The organism is Arthrobacter sp. 10N410 (assembly GCF_056394945.1).
The window spans coordinates 418588-437316 of record NZ_JBFTIP010000001.1; the positions used below are offsets into that span (position 1 = coordinate 418588).

An 18729-nucleotide genomic window follows, 5' to 3' on the forward strand; every position below is an offset into this window, starting at 1 on the left:
GGCCGGGGAACCGGCCGTGCCTGCGGGCGGCGGGCTGGGGGCGGTCGAGGCCGCACGGGTGGCCGTCGCGGCCCTGATCGGCTCGGGGGTGCGCTACGTCGTGGTGGCCCCGGGGTCCCGGTCGGCGCCGATGGCCTATGCCCTGGCAGAGGCCGATGCCGCCGGCCGGGTGGAGCTGCTGGTCCGGATCGACGAACGCGACGCAGGCTTCACCGCGTTGGGCCTGGCCCTGTCCACCGGCGCCCCCGCGGCCGTGCTGACCACCTCCGGCACGGCGGTCGGGAACCTGCTGCCGGCCGTGATGGAGGCCAACCACGCCGCCGTGCCCCTGGTGGTCCTTTCCGCCGACCGGCCCGAGGAACTCCGCGGCACCGGGGCCAACCAGACCACCGTCCAGCCGGACCTCTTCGGCGAGCATGTGCGCTTCGCCGCCGACGTGCCCGCGGGCGACAATCCGCTCCGCGCCGTCGAGACCGCGCTGAGCGCCGCCACCGGAGCCTTCGAGGACATCCCGCCCGGGCCGGTGCAGCTGAACCTGGCGTTCCGTGACCCGCTGGTCCCGGCCGCCGGCGACGGCCTGGGGGAAGCGTCCGGCCGCAGGATCCACCAGGCCGCGCGGCATCCGCTCGCCCTGGATTTCCCGGCCGCGTCCGCGGCGCTGCCCGAGCGGCGCACCGTGGTCCTGGCCGGGCACGACGCCGGCCCGGTCGCCGAGGCGTTCGCCCGCGCCCATGGCCTGCCGCTGCTCGCCGAGCCCTCCTCCAACGCCAGGTTTGGTCCGAACGCGGTGGGCCCCTACCGGCTGCTGCTGGAGCACTTCGGCCCGGAGTCCGCCCAGCCGATCGAACGGGTTGTACTGTTCGGGCGCCCCACGCTGTCCCGGCCGGTGTCGGCCCTGCTCGCCCGCGCCGACGTCCCGTCCGCCCTCTACCAGCCCGTTCCGGTGGCCTGGTACGAGCCCGGCCGCCGCACCGAACTGCCGCTGGAGACCCTCGCCGACCTGGCCGACTTCGCCGGCCGGGGCCCGGCGTCCTGGCTCGATGCCTGGCTGCTGGCCGGCGCCGCCGCCCAGCACACCCTGGACCTGGTGCTCACCGGTCCCGCCGCCACCGGCCCGGCGGTCGGCGCCCTGGTCTGGGAACACGTCCGCGGGCAGCTCGTGCTGGGCTCCTCCAACGGGATCCGCGACGTCGACCTCGCAGGCGCCCCGCCCCAGGAGCCCCAGGCCACGGTGTTCGCCAACCGGGGCCTGGCCGGGATTGACGGCACCCTCGCCACAGCCACCGGCATCGCCGTCGGCGGCCGGCAGGAAACCACCGTGCTGCTGGGCGATGTGACCTTCCTGCACGACGCCGGCGGGCTGCTGCTGGGCGCGGGGGAGACCGTGCCGGCGCTGCGGATCGTGGTCCTGAACGACGCCGGCGGGGCCATCTTCGGGCTCCTGGAGCACGGCGCCGTCGAACGGACCGGGCGCTACGGCACCGCCGTCGAGCGCCTTTTTGGCACCCCGCACACGGTTGACCTTGCCGCCCTCGCCGCCGCGTACGGGGTCGCGCACCGCGCGGTCAGTACGACGGCGGACCTTGCGGCGGCACTCGGGGAGCCCGTGGTGGGCCGCAGCATCATCGAAGTGCGGACGGACCGCCACGGCCTCCGCGAGCTGCACGGGCGCATCCGCACTGCCGTCTCCGCCGCCGTGGCCGGGGTCCTGGGCCGGTAGCACCCGGTTTTCGCTACGACTCGCCGTCGGCCCGGCGCGGCGCCCCGAGCCTGGCGACGCGCACCGAGCATGGCGACGCGCGAAATACCTTGCGAGGCCCGAATACCAGCAGCGCCAGTTGCTTTGCGCAGCGCGGAACGAGAAGCGCGTCGTGTTGTCCACATGCTGGCGCCGCGGGATGGTGCGGCCGCCGCAGGACTGGGACCGTCGATCCATGAATGAATTGCCCAGGCTGATCCTCACCCGCGATCACATCCAGCGGGGAATGGCTCCCAAGGAGTTGGCTAGCCGCTGCCGGTCGGGTGCGTTGGTCCGGGTGCGCCAGGGCGTCTACGTTGATGGGGGTGCCTGGCGGGCGTTGAGTCCCTGGGACCAATACCGGGTCCGGGTCAGTGCGGCCGCGGAGACGTTTATTGCGCCGACGATCTTTGCCCGGCATTCCGCCGCTTCAGTATGGAGGATTCCGACTATTGGACTCCGGCACCCCGTTCACGCCTTAACCCTGCAGAACGACGGCGGCCGCTCCCGGGCCGGCGTGCTGCGGCACTATGCGCCGCTGGCCGGATTGGAGTACGTCGAACGGGACGGGCTATTGGTGACCGGAAGGGTGCGCACAGTGCTGGACATTGCCGCCTTTACACCGTTTGCCGAGGCAGTGGTGCCGCTTGACCACGTGCTTAGGCCTGACGTCGAACAGCGCCTGCCAGCCTTGACGAAGGAGCAGCTTTCGGCCGGAATCGAGGGAAATTACTCGGCCGCGGCACGGCGGCGGATCCTGAAGGGACTGGATTTTGCGGATCCGAGATCCGGATCCGCAGGCGAATCATATAGCCGGGCGCTCATGCGGATAGCCGGGTTCCAGGCGCCGGAACTCCAGTATGCGATTCGCGATGGTGCGGGCCTCGTGGGCTACTCGGACTACTTCTGGGGCGGAGTCCGGGTTGCCGGCGAGTTCGACGGCGTGGAGAAGTACGTCAAGCCCGAGTTTCTGTTGGGCCGGACCCCGTCGCAGGCCGTCGTCGCCGAGAAAGACAGGGAGAACCGGATCCGGGCACAGGGAAACGGCGTGGTCCGGTGGGTCTGGTCGGACCTGATGGAGCCAGCCCGGCTGGAACGAAAGCTGGCAGCCGCCGGCGTGCCCCGCCGTCGTGCGCGCTCCGCATGCTGAAGGTGATGCGCAAACCATCCCACGACGCGCAAAAGCCCCTGCGCTACCGAATTCCGGTAGCGCAGGGGCTTTTGCGCGTCGCCCAGCGGATTCCGCCGCTTTACTCCGCGATGTCGATGTGCGTCGGGTCGAGCACGCGCCGGAGGAATTCCTTGGTGCGCGGCTGGGTGGGGGCACTGACGACCTGCTCGGCTGCGCCTTCCTCCACCACAACGCCGCCGTCCATGAAGACCACCCGGTCGGCGACTTCGCGGGCGAAGCCCATCTCGTGGGTCACCACCAGCATGGTCATGCCTTCCTTGGCCAGGTTCCGCATGACGGCGAGCACATCGCCCACGGTCTCCGGGTCCAGGGCCGAGGTGGGCTCGTCGAACAGCATCAGTTCGGGGTCCATGCTCAGCGCCCGTGCAATGGCCACCCGCTGCTGCTGGCCGCCGGAAAGCTGGTCCGGGAACCTGTCCGCGAGGTGGTCCAGGCCCACGCGGGCCAGGTTCTTCCGGGCCACGTCGGAGGCGTCGGCCTGGCTTCGCTTAAGCACCTTGGTCTGCGCGATCGTGCAGTTCTGCAGCGCGCTCAGGTGCGGGAAGAGGTTGAACTGCTGGAACACCATGCCGACCTTGCGGCGCATCTTGTCGATGTCCACGTCCGGGTCGGTCGACTCGAATCCGCCGACGTGGATGGTGCCCACGTTGGGCTTCTCCAGCAGGTTGACACAGCGCAGCAGGGTGGACTTGCCGGAGCCCGAAGGCCCGATCAGGCACACGACTTCGCCGGGAGCGACCTCGAGGTCGATGCCCTTCAGGACCTCGTTGGCGCCGTACGACTTGCGGAGGTCCTTGATGGAGACCCCGGCGGCCTGGATCTGCTTCGCGGCAGCCGATGACGTTGATTCAGTCATGGTCCTAGCCCTTCGTCTTGGCGGTGCGGGATTCAAAGCGGCGGGCCAGAATTCCGAGCGGAACGGTGATGATCAGGTAGCAGGCGCCGGCGATCACCAGCGGGGTCAGGCCGGCGTTGGGCTGCGTGATGCCGTCGCGGCCGAACTTGGTGAGTTCGTACTGCGACGCTGCCAGGCCCAGGAGGTAGACCAGGGAGGAGTCCTTGGTGAGCAGGATGACCTCGTTGGTCAGCGGCGGCAGGACGATCTTGAACGCCTGCGGGATGACAATCGAAACCATGGCGCGCCAGTGGGGCATGCCCAGCGAGCGGGCGGCCTCGAGCTGCCCCTTCGGCACGGCCTGCAGCCCGGCCCGCAGGGTTTCGGCGATGTACGCCGCGGCGACCATGCCCAGTGCGAGCATCACGGTGACGTAGATGTCGAAGCGAACGCCGAACGCCGTCGGAATGCCGAAGCCGAAGGCAATGAAGACCAGCAGGGCCGGGACGCCGCGGAAGAACTCGATGTACAGCGTGGCGATCCAGCGCCAAACGGCCACCGAGGACAGCTTCATCAGCGCCAGCAGCAGGCCGCCGGAGAGACCCACCACGAAGCTCAGGGCGGTGTAGATCAGCGTGTTCTTCAGCGCCAGGGTGATGATCTCCGGGAACTGCTTGACCGCGGAATCCCAGTTGAAGAACGCCTTGCCGATGGAGGCCCAGTCGGCGAAGAGGATGAACAGGACGACGGCGAGTGCCAGCAGTCCGTACTGAACGGACCGGCTGACGCGGGCCCGTTGGCGAACAGTCATTGCCATGTGATTTGCCTTTTACATGTTGCGGGGCGGTTCCGGGCCAGGAGTCGGCCGGAGCCAACGACTGATCCGGAACCGCCCTGCTGTGGTCGGTCCGGGCGGGTGGGTTACTTGGCGGCTTCGCCGAACCAGGTGGTCTTGAGCTTGGTCATGGTGCCGTCGTCGGCAAGGCGCTTGAGCGTCTTGTCCACGGACTCGGTCATGGCCTTGTTGTCCTTCTTGATCGCGACGCCCAGCTTCTCGCCGGTCTTGTAGGTCTCTGCGAAGACCAGGCTGTTGTCGCCCTTGGCGGCGAAGCCCAGAACGGACTGGTTGTTGATGGCAGCGTCCACGCCGCCGGTCTTGATCGCCTGGATCAGCAGGCCGGTGTTCTCGTACTGGATGGTCTCCAGACCCTTGGACTTGGCGTATTCTTCGCCGGTGGTGCCCTGCTGGACGCCGACTTTCTTACCCTTGAGGTCGGCCAGGGTCTTGAGCCCGGACGCCTTGGTCACGAGCAGCGAGAGGTCGTCGTCGAGGTACGGGGTGGAGAAGTCCATGACGGTCTTGCGAGCATCGGTGATGGAGATGCCCGAGATGGCGACGTCGCACTGGTTGGTGTTCAGGGCCTGGCCCGACTGGATGCCCTCGAAGGCCACGGTCAGGACGTTGGGCTCAACCTTGAGATCCTTGGCGATCTCGGATGCCAGATCCATGTCGAAGCCGACGTTCTTGCCGTCCTTGACGAACTCGAACGGCTCGTAGGGGATGTCCGAGCAGACCGTGAGCTTGCCGGATTCAATCAGCTTGACGCCGGAATCGGTGGTCGTCGAGCCGCCGGAAGAGCTGCAGCCGGTCAGGGCAAGGGCGCCGACGGCCACGAGGGCAGCCGCCTTGGCCGCGGAGCCGGCCAGGAAGGAACGGGAGATCAGCATTTCTTTACCTTTTGTTGCAGGGGCATGCGAGTCCAAAACGACTTGTAGTCTATCGCCGAATAAGAGATGTGCATCACAGGAAACTTAGTTTCACTATTGGATAACTAATTGCCGCCAAATATCAAGGGGCCGCACCCGGCGGTTGTCTGTGATTACGGATTCCCGCGCGGGCCGGGGCGGCCCCGCCGAGGCGGCCCAAGCGGGCCAAGCGGCCCGTCGGGGCCCAGGGCCAGCTGCTGATGGCTAGCTGCTGATGCCGAGGGATTCCAGCATCGGCCGGAACTTGGCCCACGTCTCTGCCAGTTCGGCCTCGGGGACGGAGCCCTCGACGACGCCGCAGCCGGCATAGAGCCGGACGGTGTCCGGCCCCTCGATGACCGCGCCGCGCAGCGCGATGCCCCACTCGCCGTTGCCGGCGGCGTCGAGCCAGCCGACCGGGCCGGCGTACGGGCCGCGGTCCAGGTGCTCAAGTTTGCGGATGAGGGCTCCGGCCACGGTGGTGGGGGTGCCGCAGACCGCGGCCGTGGGGTGCAGGGCGTTGATCAGGGCCAGGCAGGTGGGCACATGGCCTTCCACCTCGGTCAGTTCGGCCTTCACGTCCGAGGCCAGATGCCAGACGTTCGGCAGTTCCAGGATGAACGGCTCGCTGTGCGCGTTCATGGCCTCGGAGAACGGTGCCAGCTGCGTGGTGAGCGACTGGATGGCAATGTCGTGCTCATGCCGCTGCTTCTCGGACCCGGCCAGCACGCGCTCGGCAAACTCCATCGGCGAGCCGGCCATCCCCTCGGCGTCGCGCCGGTCCAGGGTCCCGGCCAGGACGCGCGCCTGAGCCGTGCGGCCCTCGACCTGGATCAGCATTTCGGGGGTGGATCCCACCAGCCCGTCCACGCCATAGGTCCAGCATTCGCGGTACCGGACCGCGAGCTGGCGCAGGATCTCGGCGGCGTCCACGCCGTCGGGCAGGGTGGCCACAATGTCCCTCGCCAGGACCAGCTTCTCCAGCGCCCCGGTGCGGATTTCGGCGACGCCCTCGGCAACGGCGGCCATCCAGTCGGCCTCGGTGAGGGACCCGGTGCTGAGCTTGGCTTCCCGCGACGGCGTCTGCCCCGGCGCCGCTGCGCCGTCCACGTCGAGCCAGCGCCGCAGGGCGGCGCGGGCGCCCGCCTCGGTGAGCTCGCCGTCGTCGAACGTGAGCTGGGTGAGCCAGGCTTTCCCGTCGCGCAGGCCCACCGCGATTTCGGGGACGATCAGCCGGGAGGCGTGTTCGGAAACTTTGGAGAAGGCGAAGGAGCCGAAGGCGACCGGGCCGGTGCCGGGGCAGCCGACGGCGTCGGTGATGTCCGCCTCGAGGACCAGGTGCCGCCACCAGATGTCCGCCTCGAGGAACCGCTCGGGTCCGGTGGCGCTGAACCGGGCCACCTCGCCGAAGCCGACCAGGCCGGCCTCGCGTCGGGTCCAGCAGAGTACGTCGTCACGGACCAGAAACGACGGCAGCCCCCCGGGGAACGAATCGGCATCGAGGGGGACTGTCAGGGTCCTGATAATTCTGGTCTGGAACGCGCTCGTCATGATGAGATAACACTACTCCCGCCTCGCGCCGCGCCCCGGCCCGGCCCGTGGTTAGGGGGTGCGTCGAAGATTTGAGACAATAACGGGGTGAACCGAGCATCCTTGGATAAGCGTCCGGACGAAGTAGCCACGATGTTTGACGACGTCGCCCCCAAATACGACGTCGTCAATGACGTCCTGTCCATGGGACAGACGCGCCGTTGGCGCAGGGTCGTCGTTGAAGCCATGGATGTGAAGCCCGGCCAGCGCGTGCTGGACCTGGCCGCCGGAACCGGTACGTCCAGCGAGCCGTACGCCGACGCCGGCATCGACGTGATCGCCTGCGATTTCTCCCTCGGCATGCTCAAGGTCGGCAAGCGCCGCCGCCCGGACATCGATTTCATCGCCGGTGACGCCACCCGACTGCCGTTCGCGGACAACACCTTCGACGCCAGCACCATCTCCTTTGGCCTGCGCAACGTCAACGAGCCCAAGAAGGCCCTTGCCGAGATGCTCCGGGTCACCAAGCCCGGCGGCCGCCTGGTCATCGCCGAGTTCTCCCAGCCGGTGGTGCCGCTCTGGCGCACCATGTACACCGAGTACCTGATGCGCGCGCTGCCCGCGATCGCCGTCAAGGTCTCCTCCAATCCGGACGCCTACGTCTACCTTGCCGAATCCATCCGCGCCTGGCCGGACCAGGACCACCTCGCCGCCTGGCTGCAGGAAGCCGGCTGGGAGTCCGTCACGTACCGCAACCTCAGTGGCGGCATCGTCGCCGTCCACCGCGCCCAGAAGCCCGCGGGCCCGGCTGCCGGACCCGCTGCGGGCGCCGCCGCGCTGGCCAACCACACCGGCCCCGTGGCCAAGCTGCGCCGCAACATCACCCGGCCCGAACGTTAGCCGACAGCTGCCGTGAAAGTACTGATCGTCGGCGCTGGTCCGGCAGGATCCACCGCCGCGTTCTACCTTGCCCAGGCCGGCCTCGACGTCACGGTGCTGGAGAAGACAAGCTTTCCGCGGGAAAAAGTCTGCGGCGACGGGCTGACCCCGCGCGCGGTCCGGGAGATCCAGAAGCTTGGCCTGCCGCACCCCGAAAGCGAGGGCTGGCGGCGGAACAAGGGCCTGCGGCTCATTGCCGGCGGCCGCACCATCGAACTTCCCTGGCCCGAGGTCTCCGACTTCCCGCAGTACGGCCTGATCCGCACCCGCCTCGGCTTCGACGAGGAGCTGGCCCGGCACGCGCAGTCGGCGGGCGCCGTCGTGCTGGAACGCCACAGCGTCACCGAGGCGCTGCGCTCCGAGGACGGCCGGGTCACCGGCGTCCGCGCCGCGCTGCTTGACGACGACGGCCGCAAGACCGGCGAAACGCGGGACTTTAATGCGGACGTCGTCCTCGCCGCGGACGGGAACTCGACCCGCACCGCCGTCTCGCTCGGCATCCACAAGCGCGATGACCGGCCCCTGGGTGTGGCCGTCCGCACCTACTTTACGAGCCCGCGGCACGACGACGACTGGATGGAAGGCTGGCTGGAGCTTCCGGGCCGCGACGGCAAGCTGCTCCCCGGCTACGGCTGGGTGTTCGGCGTCGGCGACGGCACCTCCAACGTGGGCCTGGGCATCCTGAACTCGTCCAAGGAATTCGGCAAGCTGGACTACAAGCAGGTGCTGCGCGAGTGGACCGCCGCGATGCCCGCGGACTGGGGTTTCACGCCGGAGAACCAGGTGGGCGAGATCCGCGGCGCCGCGCTGCCGATGGGCTTCAACCGCACCCCGCACTATTCGCCGGGCCTGCTGCTGCTGGGCGACGCCGGCGGCATGGTCTCCCCGTTCAACGGCGAGGGCATTTCCTACGCCATGGAATCGGCCCGTTTCGCGGCCGAGTTCATCATCGATACCGCGGCGCGCTCCGCCTCGGCGGGCTGGAGCGGGGCCGACGCCGACGCCCACCTCGCCGGCTACGCCGACTTCGTAAGGGATGAGTGGGGTTCGCACTTCACCCTGGGCCGGGCCTTTGCTGCCGTGATCGGCAGGCCGGCCGTGATGAAACTGGCGCTCCGGACGGGCATGCCCCTTCCGGTGCTGATGAAGTTCGTCGTCCGGCTGCTGGCCAACCTGACCGACCCCTCGGCCAAGGGGATCGAGGACCGGATGATCCGGGTCCTGGAAGCCCTGGTCCCGGCCACCTCCAATACCCGGCCCGTTCCAGACTCAAATCCGCGGATTCCGCAACAAAAAGTTAGGGTTAACCCGTGACCAACTCTGCAGACCAAAGCTGGACGCACGCCGGACACGGCCTGCCGGGCTCCGAACCCAGCCTCAACACCACCGCCATCGCCACCGGCCTGCAGCTGCCGGCCGGTTTTGCGGCCATCGCCGGGGACCCGGAACTCGGCCCGGCCATCACCACGAACCTCGCGCGCGTGGAGAAGAAGCTGCGCGAGGCCATCGCCAACTCGGATCCGCTGGCTGACGCAACGTCGCGCCACCTCGTGGAAGCCGGCGGCAAACGCATCCGGCCGCTGCTGACCCTGCTCTGCGCCCACCTGGGCGATGCCTCGCTGCCGGCCGTGGTGCAGGCCGCCGTCGTCGTCGAACTGACGCACCTGGCCACCCTGTACCACGACGACGTGATGGACTCCGCCCCGTTCCGCCGCGGCGCCCCCACCGCGCACGAGGTCTGGGGCAACTCCGTTGCCGTGCTGACGGGCGACCTCATCTTCGCCCGGGCCTCCATCCTGGTCTCCGAGCTCGGTTCGCGGGCGCTCGGCATCCAGGCCCGCACCTTCGAGCGGCTCTGCCTGGGCCAGTTGCACGAGACCGTGGGGCCGCGCCCGGACGAGGACCCGGTGGCGCACTACCTCTCGGTGATCGCGGACAAGACCGGTTCGCTGGTGGCGGCCTCCGGCCAGCTCGGTGCGATCTTCTCGGGAGCGGATGAATCCTACGAGGCGCTGCTGGTGGAGTACGGCGAAAAGGTCGGCGTCGCCTTCCAGCTCGCCGACGACGTCATTGACGTCACCGGCGTCAAGGTCAAGTCCGGCAAGTCCCCGGGCACCGACCTGCGCGAGGGCGTGCCGACGCTGCCGGTCCTGCTGCTGCGCAAGGCCGCGGCCGACGGCGACCAGTCCGCCGTGGAGCTGCTGCAGCTCATCGATGGCGACCTCAGCTCCGACGAGGCCCTCGCCGCCGCTGTCGCCGGGCTGCGCGAACACCCCGTCACCGCCGAGTCCTGGGTTGTGGCGCGGGCCTGGGCCGACGAGGCCATTGCCGCCCTCGCGCCGCTGCCCGCGGGCGTGGTCAAGGATTCGCTGACCAGCTTCGCGCACGCCGTGGTGGACCGCAGCAGCTAGCGGTATCCCGCCTGAGTCTTAAACCGGAATGGCCCCGGTTCCTCACAACGTTACGAGTCGTCCGTTGTGCGGAACCGGGGCCATTTCTCCGTTCGCATCAGATTCACCGGAGGCATTTGGTGAACCCATGAACAACTTTATGACAGTCGTGTCATGTTGTCTAGTGATTCTGTAAATTGCCTGTCACGGATTTGCTGGGCGGCCGGGGCGGGGGACTCTCCCCGGTTTTGGGCGCCGCGGACGTCGGATTACCGGCAAGTCGCGACGACCCGCCGTCGGGCGTCTCCGAAGTTGGGGAGAAGCAGCCCGCCAGTTGTCCACATAGCAGCCGGGCAGCCTCCCCGCTGTGGGTGTGGGCAGGTCTGCTGGACGCATGGATGTCACGACCTACCTGAAATTTGCCGGCTCGGTCGCACGGACCGGAACGCTGCTTCAGGCTGGGTTCTCGGAACGGAGTATCCGCAACTCGCTTACCTCCGGGGAAATACTGCGGTTGCGCCATGGTGTCGTTGCGTTGCCGGGTGCGGCGCCGGACCTGGTGGCCGCAGTCTTGGCTAATGGCTTGCTGTCCTGTGTCTCGGCGGCGGGACACCACAGGATCTGGAGACTCCACGAACCGGCGCAGCTGCACCTTTTCTGCCGCCATGGTTCGGCCTTCGGGGTGGTTGTCCACCGGGGCAGTGTGGTCCCGCCGGAGTTCCCGCGGCCCGTGGCTGGGCTGACGGATACTCTGCTGCACACCCTGCGATGTCGGCCGCCCATGGAATCCGTGGTCATGGTGGAAAGCGCCCTCCTGCAGGGTCGAACCACTCTCGAATATCTCAGAGGGCATCTTCCCGGCAACCGCAACGGTTCGGCCCGGGCGGCGCTGGAATTGGTGGACGGTTCGGCAGGATCCGCGATAGAAGTTGTAGCCAGGCTCCTGTTCCGGAGCGAAGGGATCTTCACGCAGACCCAGGTCGATCTCCCGGGGATCGGGATCGTGGACTTCCTGCTGGAAGGGTTCCTCATTGTGGAGATCGACGGCGGCACGCATTTGGAACCGGCGCAGGCCAAGAAAGACCGTCGGCGCAACAACGCCAGCACCCTTACCGGGTACGCGGTGTTGAGGTATGGCTACCAGGACGTCGTTTTCAACCCGGAGAAGATCGTCGCGGAAGTGTGGCAGGTGCTGCGCGGCAGGGTCGTCCACTGAATCTCCCCATGTTTGGTCAGCAAGGGCCGCAATGGACCGGCGGTTCTGCGCAACACGCCGGCCGGCCGGCTCAAACCTGGGGAAACTCGGCGCCCCGGGGCGTGGGCAGCCGGGAGGGGGCTCTAGTCCTCGTCCTCTTCGTTGAAGGCCCACTCGAACATGTCGAAGACAAACTCGGAGAAGGTGCCTTCCTCGCTCTTCCACTGGCCGCGGGCGTTGTTGCGGCGGTACACGATCGGGTCCGGGACGCTAAGATCGCCCACACGGAAGCCCCAGGTGAATTGTTCTTCCTCATCCTCGAGGAACATCAGGAAGCCCTCGTCGTCGACCTCAAGTTCCTCGGGGTCCCAGAAGTAGTGGTAGGCCTCCATCAGGTCCTCGCAGCCGCCGAGGGCCAGGTAGAACTCCCGGAGGACCAGCGGAACCTGGAACTGGTGCTCGGCCAGGGCCGCATCCAGCTCGTCTGCCGGCAGCCCGTCCTCTTCCTGCCATTCGTCTTCGAGATACTTCGGAACAAGCGCGCGGAACTTCTCGAGGAACATGTCAGTCATGCTCTTATCCTAGCTAATCCCGGGGTCCACTTTCGGCCGCGTCCAGGCCCAGGCGGTGCCAGCCGCGGACCGCCAGCGGCACGTACCAGTGGCGCCGCCAGGCGGTTACGCGGAAGGCGAAAACCACGGCCGCCACCGCACTCGCCGTCACCGCGGTGAACACCCCGGAGACGGACAACGCCACCGTCAGCGCGGCCCCCGCAAACGCCGGCAGGGCGTAGATGTCCTTGGGGTCGAAGAGCTGCGGCACTTCGTTGGCGGTGATGTCCCGCAGCAAGCCTCCGCCAACCGCCGTCGTGACCCCCAGGAGCACCGCCGCCACCGGGTGCATGCCCGCGGCGAGGGCCTTCAGGCTTCCGGTGATGCAGAACAGGGCCAGCCCGCCGGCGTCGAACAGGACCAGCAGCGAGGTGAAGCGCTGGACACTGGAGAACAGGAAATACACCAACACCGTGGCCAGCAGCGGGGGAGCGAGGTACGCGGGGTTGGTAAAGGCCGCCGGCGGCCCCGCGTTGATGATGATGTCGCGGATGACGCCGCCGCCCAGACTCACCACGGAGGCCAGCAGCAGGGACCCGACAATGTCGAACTGCTTCCGCGCCGCGAGCAGCGAACCGGAGACCGCGAAGAAGAAAACGCCGGCCAGGTCCAGCCAGACCATAACGAGGCTAAAGGAGAATGTCATGGGGCGTCCCGGTCGGTTGCAGGGGGCGGATGGGGCGGCTCCAAGGTTACGCTAACGGCTATGAATAGCCCCATCATGATCGCCTGCGCCCACGGCACCTCCAGCACCCAGGGGGCCGCGGAGGTCAATGCCCTGCGGGCCGGGATCGCCGCGCTGCGCCCCGGGCTCGACGTCCGCGAAGCCTACGTCGATGTTCAGGACCCCGAGCTGCCGGCCGTGGTGGCGGGGCTCCCGGCGGGGGAAACCGCCGTCGTCGTGCCGCTGCTGCTGAGCGTGGGGTACCACGTCAAGGTGGACATCGCCCGGGCCGTGAAGAGCCGGCCGGGCACCCTCGCCGCGGCGCCGCTGGGCCCCGACCCGCGGCTCGCGGCGCTACTGGACCAGCGGCTGCGCGAGGCCGGAGTGACCGACAACGACGCCGTGATCCTCGCTGCCGCGGGATCTTCCGACGCCACCGCCGCGGAAAACGTCGAGGAACTCGCGGGCCAATTGCGCTCGCTCCGTTCCAACCGGATCGTGGCCGCATACGGCGCCTCGGCGACGCCGTCGGTGCCGGACGCCGTCGCCATGCTCCGCGAGGAAGCGGCAGGAGGCGCCGGCGCGGGGCTGTCCGCCGGGGCGGTGGACCTGGGCGGCCGGGTGGTCATCGCGTCCTACCTGCTGGCCCCGGGGTTCTTCCATGATCAGCTCGCCAAGGCCGGCGCGGACCTGGTCACCGCGCCGCTGCTGCCCTCCCCGGTGCTCGCCGAGATCGCCCTGGACCGCTATGACGCGGCGGTCGCCGGCAGCGCTTCATGACGAAATGTTGCCCTAGGTGACCCCGCGTTTCTGACCCTTTGTGACGCCATTGCGGCCACCCCTACAGTCGATCCATGACTGATACAGCTCTAGCCGGAGCGTCCCCGGACCAGGCTGACGCAGGCCGCGCCAGACGACCCGCCCGCCCCGCGGCCAAGCCGCACGGGCAGTGGAAAGTGGACGGCACCGCCCCACTGAATGCCAACGAAACCTGGAAACAGGAAGACAACGGCCTCAACGTCCGCGAGCGTATCGAGTCCGTCTACGCCAAGCACGGCTTCGACTCGATCGACGGCACCGACCTGCACGGGCGCTTCCGCTGGTGGGGCCTCTACACCCAGCGCAAACCCGGGATCGACGGCGGCAAGACCGCCACGCTCGAGCCGCACGAGCTCGAGGACAAGTACTTCATGCTCCGCGTCAGGATCGACGGCGGCGCCCTCAGCACCGAACAGCTGCGCGTTATCGGCCAGATCTCCGTGGACTTCGCCCGCGGCTCGGCCGACCTCACCGACCGGCAGAACATCCAGCTGCACTGGATCCGGGTCGAGGACGTGCCGGAAATCTGGCGCCGCCTCGAATCCGTGGGTCTGTCCACCACGGAGGCCTGCGGTGACGTGCCCCGCGTCATCCTTGGCTCCCCGGTCGCCGGCATCGCCAAGGACGAGATCATCGACCCGACGCCGCTGATCCACGAGCTCGCCGAACGGTTCATTGGCGACCCGGAGCTCGCCAACCTGCCGCGCAAATTCAAAACCGCCATCACCGGCCACCCCAGCCAGGACGTCGTCCATGAGATCAACGACGTCGCCCTGGTGGGACTGGTCCACCCCGAGCTCGGTGCCGGCTACGACCTCTGGGTGGGCGGCGCCCTCTCCACCAATCCGATGCTGGGCAAGCGGCTCGGCGCCTTCGTCCGGCCGGACCAGGCCGCCGACGTCTGGCTCGGAGTCACCAGCATCTTCCGCGACTACGGCTACCGGCGGATGCGCACCAAGGCCCGGCTGAAGTTCCTGCTGGCCGACTGGGGGACGGAGAAGTTCCGCCGGGTCCTCGAAGACGAATACCTCGGCTACAAACTCTCCGACGGTCCCGCGGCGCCTAAGCCCGCCACCCCCGGCGACCACGTCGGTGTGCACGAGCAGAAGGACGGCAAGTTCTTCATCGGTGCCACCCCGGTGGCCGGCCGGCTCTCCGGCAGCCAGCTTGTGAGACTCGCCGACACCCTGGAGGCCCGCGGCTCGCAGCGGCTGCGCACCACGCCGCACCAGAAGCTCGTAGTCCTCGACGTGCCCAAGGACGAGGTGGAACCGCTCGTGGCCGAACTAGACGCCCTCGGCCTCTCCGCCCGGCCGTCGGTGTTCCGCCGCGGCACCATCGCCTGCACCGGCATCGAGTTCTGCAAGCTCGCCATCGTGGAAACCAAGGTCACCGCCGCCACCGCCGTGGCCGAGCTGGAACGCCGCCTCGCCGACCTGGTTGAGACTAAGCAGCTTCCGCAGGCCCTGTCGCTCCACATCAACGGCTGCCCCAACTCCTGCGCCCGGATCCAGACCGCGGACATCGGCCTCAAGGGCATGATGCTTCCCACGCCCGACGGCGACCCCACCCCGGGTTTCCAGGTCCACCTGGGCGGCGGGCTGGCTTCGGACAGCCGCGAGGAAGCGGGTCTGGGACGCACGGTGCGCGGTCTCAAGGTCACGGCCGAAGAGCTGCCCGACTATGTGGAGCGTGTGGTCCGGAAATTCGTGTCCGACCACGTCGAGGGCCAGACCTTCGCCGAGTGGGCCTTCGCCGCCGATGAGGGTGATCTGCAATGACGGCGGCCCTCCGTTCCCGCGACGAGCTCAAGGCCCTCGCCACGACGGGTGCCGCCGAGCTCGGCTGGGACGCCCCGGCTGGCGAGGTCATCGCCTGGGTGGCCCGCAACTTCGAGCTGCCCGCCGTCGCCGTCGCCTGCTCCATGGCGGACGCCGTCCTGCCGGCGCTGGTCGCAGACCAGCTCCCCGGCGTCGACGTACTGTTCCTCGAAACCGGCTACCACTTCCCGGAAACCCACGCCACCCGCGAAGAAGTGGCCGCGAACCTGCGCGTCAACGTCGTCGACGTGCTGCCGGAGACCACCGTGGAGCAGCAGGACCGGCTCCTGGGCAAGGACCTCTTCGCCCGCGACCCCGCCCAGTGCTGCGCCCTGCGCAAGGTGGCGCCGCTGCGCCGCACCCTCGCCGGCTACGAGCTCTGGTTCACCGGTGTCCGCCGCGACGAGGCCCCCACCCGCACCAACACCCCGCTGGTCACCTGGGACGAAGCCAACGGCCTGGTCAAGGTCAACCCGGTGGCGGCCTGGAGCTTCGACCAGCTGGTGCAGTACTCCGATGACAATCTCCTGCCCGTCAACCCGCTGCTTACCCAGGGCTACCCGTCCATTGGCTGCCAGCCCTGCACCCGCAAGGTGGCGCCCGGCGAGGACCCCCGCGCCGGACGCTGGGCAGGAACCGACAAGACAGAATGCGGACTACACGTATGAGCACTCAAATCACCAACGAGGACCTGGAGCTGTCCGGGCTGGACCACGACGCCGCCGGGACGCCGATTGCCGCCCCGGGAGTGGCATCGGGCCTGTCGGAGCCGCGCGCTGGGCTGATCGAAGATCAGCCGCGCGGCGCAGGGGCGGGGGCGGCAATCGGCGTCTCGGCGCCCGCCCGGCTCTCCAGCCTGGACACCCTCGAGTCCGAGGCCATTCACATCATCCGCGAGGTGGTTGCCGAGTTTGAGAAGCCGGCGCTGCTGTTCTCCGGCGGCAAGGATTCTGTGGTGATGCTGCACCTGGCTACGAAGGCGTTCTGGCCCGGGAAGGTGCCGTTCCCGGTGCTGCATGTGGACACCGGGCATAACTTCCCGGAGGTGATCGCGTTCCGTGACCGGACGGTGGACCGGCTGGGCCTCAGGCTCGTCGTCGGCAGTGTCCAGGAGTTCATCGACTCGGGCGAGCTGGCCGAACGCGCGGACGGAACCCGCAACCCGCTGCAGACCGTGCCGTTGCTGGACGCGATCCAGCGCAACAAGTTCGACGCCGTCTTCGGCGGCGGCCGCCGGGACGAGGACAAGGCCCGGGCCAAGGAACGGATCCTGAGCCTGCGCGACGAGTTCGGCCAGTGGGACCCCCGCAACCAGCGCCCCGAGCTGTGGAACCTCTACAACGGCCGGCACACCGTGGGCCAGCACGTCCGCGCGTTCCCGATCAGCAACTGGACCGAACTGGATGTGTGGCGCTACATCGAGCGCGAGAACATCGAGCTGCCGGGCCTGTACTACGCCCACCAGCGCGAGGTCTTCGCCCGCGACGGCATGTGGCGCGCGGTCGGTGAGGTCTCCCGGCCGCGCGAGAATGAGCAAGTCATCACCAAGACGGTCCGCTACCGGACCGTCGGCGACATGTCCTGCACCGGCGCCGTGGAATCCGCGGCCGCCACCGTTCGCGACGTCGTCATTGAAGTCGCAGCCTCCACCATCACCGAACGTGGGGCCACCCGGGCCGATGACCGGATCTCCGAGGCCGCCATGGAAGACCGCAAGAAGGACGGCTATTTCTAATGAGCACCACCGCAACTGTGCCTGAATCCGCCGCAGCAAGCCTCGGGCTCTCATCCGCTTCACTGTTCAGGTTCGCGACTGCCGGCTCGGTCGACGACGGCAAGTCCACCCTGGTGGGCCGGCTGCTGCACGACTCGAAGGCGATCCTTTCCGACCAGCTCGACGCCGTTGCCCGCACCTCCGCGGACCGTGGCTTCGGCGGGGCCGGCGCAGCCGGTGTTCAAGCGATTGACCTGGCGCTGCTGACCGACGGCCTGCGGGCCGAGCGGGAACAGGGTATCACCATCGACGTCGCCTACCGCTATTTCGCCACGGACCGGCGCAGTTTTATCCTCGCGGACTGCCCCGGGCACGTGCAGTACACCAAGAACACCGTCACGGGCGCGTCCACCGCGGACGCCGTCGTCGTGCTCATCGACGCCCGCAAGGGTGTCCTGGAGCAGACCCGGCGGCATCTGTCCGTGCTGCAACTGCTGCGTGTGGCCCACGTGGTCGTGGCCGTGAACAAGATCGACCTGGTGGATTTCAGCGAGGACGTGTTCCGCGGGATCGAGGCCGACGTGCAGAAGGTCGGCCGCGAACTGGGGCTCGGCGCCGATGGCATCACCGACCTCCTGGTCATCCCCGTTTCCGCGCTCGACGGCGACAACGTCGTCGACCGCTCGGACCGCACCCCCTGGTACCGGGGCCCGGCGCTGCTGGAGGTCCTCGAGACGCTGCCCGCCGCCGACGAACTCGAAAGCCACCTGGAGAGCTTCCGTTTCCCGGTCCAGCTGGTCATTCGGCCGCAGGGTGCACTGGCGCCCGACGCCGTCGCCGGCGGACTCGACGTCGAGAATTACCGTGACTACCGGGCCTACGCCGGACAAATCACCGAAGGCTCGGTACAGGTGGGGGATCAGGTCAGTGTCCTGACCCCGGGCCAGGCGCCGCGCACCACCACCGTCACCGGGATCGACTTTGCGGGCCGCGGACTTACCGAGGCCGTGGCACCGCAGTCCGTAGCGCTCCGGCTCGCGGACGAGTTCGACGTCGCCCGCGGCGACACGATCGCGGCCGCGGGGCCCGCCGGGGGCGAAATACCGGGCTCCTCCGCCGACCTGTACGCGGCGCTGTGCTGGCTCTCGCCCAAGCCGCTCCGCGAGGGCGCGAAGGTCTTGGTGAAGCACGGCACCCGCACGGTCCAGGCCTTGGTCCGCAACGTGACGGGCAAGCTGGACCTCGCCAACTTCCAGCTTGAGCCCACCAGCACGCTGGAGCTCAATGACATCGGCCACGCCCAGCTCCGGCTCGCAGCGCCGCTGCCGCTGGAAAACTATCTGCACCACCGGCGGACCGGGGCCTTCCTGGTGATCGACCCGCAGGACGGCAACACGCTTGCCGCCGGCCTCGTCAAGGACCACCCGGGCGACCACGAGGACGAGCGCTACTCGATCTGAGGCTGACCGATCCGGGACGCCGTCCTGCTGTCCTAGGCTTTGCGATAGCTCAAACCGGCGCCCTTGGATACCCTGC

17 protein-coding genes are annotated in these 18729 nt (G+C 68.5%); 11 read left to right on the forward strand and 6 right to left on the reverse strand.

Translation table 11 applies throughout. The annotated features are described in order from the left end of the window. The first annotated feature begins 16 nt into the window (after positions 1–16). Both menD and AC1DB8_RS02010 read left to right on the forward strand, forming a co-directional pair. The gene (gene menD / locus AC1DB8_RS02005; protein ID WP_476892044.1) at positions 17–1720 is read left to right on the forward strand and encodes a 2-succinyl-5-enolpyruvyl-6-hydroxy-3-cyclohexene-1-carboxylic-acid synthase; all 1704 of its coding nucleotides are present in this window, start codon (positions 17–19) and stop codon (positions 1718–1720) included. A gap of 214 nt (positions 1721–1934) precedes the next feature. Beyond that, a complete protein-coding gene (locus AC1DB8_RS02010) occupies positions 1935–2888 on the forward strand; it encodes a hypothetical protein (protein WP_476892045.1) in 954 nt (317 codons plus the stop codon). A gap of 100 nt (positions 2889–2988) precedes the next feature. Here the strand turns inward: AC1DB8_RS02010 and AC1DB8_RS02015 are convergent, their stop codons facing one another. From AC1DB8_RS02015 to AC1DB8_RS02030, 4 genes are all read right to left on the reverse strand, one after another. Then, the gene (locus AC1DB8_RS02015; protein ID WP_175321393.1) at positions 2989–3786 is read right to left on the reverse strand and encodes an amino acid ABC transporter ATP-binding protein; all 798 of its coding nucleotides are present in this window, start codon (positions 3784–3786) and stop codon (positions 2989–2991) included. A 4-nt stretch (positions 3787–3790) separates the two neighbouring features. Continuing rightward, complete coding sequence (locus AC1DB8_RS02020) at positions 3791–4582, reverse strand: amino acid ABC transporter permease (protein ID WP_056737689.1); 792 nt, start codon at positions 4580–4582, stop codon at positions 3791–3793. A 104-nt stretch (positions 4583–4686) separates the two neighbouring features. Further along, positions 4687–5493: an ABC transporter substrate-binding protein gene (locus AC1DB8_RS02025; RefSeq protein ID WP_441416905.1), complete on the reverse strand. Its 807-nt coding sequence runs from the start codon at positions 5491–5493 to the stop codon at positions 4687–4689. 243 nt (positions 5494–5736) lie between these two features. Then, complete coding sequence (locus AC1DB8_RS02030; RefSeq protein WP_476892046.1) at positions 5737–7062, reverse strand: isochorismate synthase; 1326 nt, start codon at positions 7060–7062, stop codon at positions 5737–5739. 87 nt (positions 7063–7149) lie between these two features. Between AC1DB8_RS02030 and AC1DB8_RS02035 the strand changes: the two genes are divergently transcribed. From AC1DB8_RS02035 to AC1DB8_RS02050, 4 genes are all read left to right on the forward strand, one after another. Continuing rightward, a complete protein-coding gene (locus tag AC1DB8_RS02035) occupies positions 7150–7941 on the forward strand; it encodes a demethylmenaquinone methyltransferase (protein WP_441416907.1) in 792 nt (263 codons plus the stop codon). Between the two features lie 12 nt (positions 7942–7953). After that, the gene (locus AC1DB8_RS02040; protein ID WP_476892047.1) at positions 7954–9294 is read left to right on the forward strand and encodes a geranylgeranyl reductase family protein; all 1341 of its coding nucleotides are present in this window, start codon (positions 7954–7956) and stop codon (positions 9292–9294) included. After that, on the forward strand, positions 9291–10391 hold the full coding sequence (locus AC1DB8_RS02045) for a polyprenyl synthetase family protein (protein WP_441416909.1): 1101 nt from the start codon (positions 9291–9293) through the stop codon (positions 10389–10391). The genes AC1DB8_RS02040 and AC1DB8_RS02045 overlap by 4 nt, the downstream gene beginning before the upstream one ends. Before the next feature lie 760 nt (positions 10392–11151). Continuing rightward, positions 11152–11586 carry an endonuclease domain-containing protein gene (locus AC1DB8_RS02050; RefSeq protein ID WP_476892048.1) on the forward strand — a complete coding sequence of 145 codons (435 nt, stop codon included), beginning with the start codon at positions 11152–11154 and terminating at the stop codon, positions 11584–11586. Positions 11587–11708: 122 nt separating this feature from the next. Here AC1DB8_RS02050 and AC1DB8_RS02055 read toward each other — a convergent pair whose 3' ends face one another. Further along, the gene (locus AC1DB8_RS02055) at positions 11709–12137 is read right to left on the reverse strand and encodes a hypothetical protein (RefSeq protein ID WP_175321387.1); all 429 of its coding nucleotides are present in this window, start codon (positions 12135–12137) and stop codon (positions 11709–11711) included. A gap of 13 nt (positions 12138–12150) precedes the next feature. Next, positions 12151–12822, reverse strand: coding sequence for a trimeric intracellular cation channel family protein (locus tag AC1DB8_RS02060; protein WP_441416910.1), 672 nt, complete (start codon positions 12820–12822; stop codon positions 12151–12153). 60 nt (positions 12823–12882) lie between these two features. Between AC1DB8_RS02060 and AC1DB8_RS02065 the strand changes: the two genes are divergently transcribed. From AC1DB8_RS02065 to AC1DB8_RS02085, 5 genes are all read left to right on the forward strand, one after another. After that, the gene (locus AC1DB8_RS02065; protein ID WP_476892049.1) at positions 12883–13620 is read left to right on the forward strand and encodes a sirohydrochlorin chelatase; all 738 of its coding nucleotides are present in this window, start codon (positions 12883–12885) and stop codon (positions 13618–13620) included. 74 nt (positions 13621–13694) lie between these two features. After that, a complete protein-coding gene (locus tag AC1DB8_RS02070; RefSeq protein ID WP_476892050.1) occupies positions 13695–15440 on the forward strand; it encodes a nitrite/sulfite reductase in 1746 nt (581 codons plus the stop codon). After that, positions 15437–16147, forward strand: coding sequence for a phosphoadenylyl-sulfate reductase (locus tag AC1DB8_RS02075; protein WP_476892051.1), 711 nt, complete (start codon positions 15437–15439; stop codon positions 16145–16147). The genes AC1DB8_RS02070 and AC1DB8_RS02075 overlap by 4 nt, the downstream gene beginning before the upstream one ends. Further along, entirely contained in the window at positions 16144–17214 is a 1071-nt protein-coding gene (cysD, locus tag AC1DB8_RS02080) for a sulfate adenylyltransferase subunit CysD (RefSeq protein ID WP_476892052.1), read from the forward strand. The genes AC1DB8_RS02075 and cysD overlap by 4 nt, the downstream gene beginning before the upstream one ends. Then, entirely contained in the window at positions 17214–18653 is a 1440-nt protein-coding gene (locus AC1DB8_RS02085) for a sulfate adenylyltransferase subunit 1 (RefSeq protein ID WP_476892053.1), read from the forward strand. Before cysD ends, AC1DB8_RS02085 begins: the two co-directional genes overlap by 1 nt. The last annotated feature ends 76 nt before the right edge of the window (positions 18654–18729 follow it).

Excerpts from the sequence above, each read along its gene's own strand:
- AC1DB8_RS02055 (WP_175321387.1), bottom strand. The coding sequence starts at position 12,137 with ATGACTGACATGTTCCTCGAGAAGTTCCGCGCGCTTGTTCCGAAGTAT.
- AC1DB8_RS02085 (WP_476892053.1), top strand. The coding sequence starts at position 17,214 with ATGAGCACCACCGCAACTGTGCCTGAATCCGCCGCAGCAAGCCTCGGG.
- AC1DB8_RS02070 (WP_476892050.1), top strand. The coding sequence starts at position 13,695 with ATGACTGATACAGCTCTAGCCGGAGCGTCCCCGGACCAGGCTGACGCA.
- AC1DB8_RS02015 (WP_175321393.1), bottom strand. The coding sequence starts at position 3,786 with ATGACTGAATCAACGTCATCGGCTGCCGCGAAGCAGATCCAGGCCGCC.
- AC1DB8_RS02050 (WP_476892048.1), top strand. The coding sequence starts at position 11,152 with ATGGAATCCGTGGTCATGGTGGAAAGCGCCCTCCTGCAGGGTCGAACC.
- AC1DB8_RS02060 (WP_441416910.1), bottom strand. The coding sequence starts at position 12,822 with ATGACATTCTCCTTTAGCCTCGTTATGGTCTGGCTGGACCTGGCCGGC.
- AC1DB8_RS02075 (WP_476892051.1), top strand. The coding sequence starts at position 15,437 with ATGACGGCGGCCCTCCGTTCCCGCGACGAGCTCAAGGCCCTCGCCACG.
- AC1DB8_RS02010 (WP_476892045.1), top strand. The coding sequence starts at position 1,935 with ATGAATGAATTGCCCAGGCTGATCCTCACCCGCGATCACATCCAGCGG.
- AC1DB8_RS02020 (WP_056737689.1), bottom strand. The coding sequence starts at position 4,582 with ATGGCAATGACTGTTCGCCAACGGGCCCGCGTCAGCCGGTCCGTTCAG.
- cysD (WP_476892052.1), top strand. The coding sequence starts at position 16,144 with ATGAGCACTCAAATCACCAACGAGGACCTGGAGCTGTCCGGGCTGGAC.
- AC1DB8_RS02025 (WP_441416905.1), bottom strand. The coding sequence starts at position 5,493 with ATGCTGATCTCCCGTTCCTTCCTGGCCGGCTCCGCGGCCAAGGCGGCT.
- AC1DB8_RS02030 (WP_476892046.1), bottom strand. The coding sequence starts at position 7,062 with ATGACGAGCGCGTTCCAGACCAGAATTATCAGGACCCTGACAGTCCCC.
- AC1DB8_RS02065 (WP_476892049.1), top strand. The coding sequence starts at position 12,883 with ATGAATAGCCCCATCATGATCGCCTGCGCCCACGGCACCTCCAGCACC.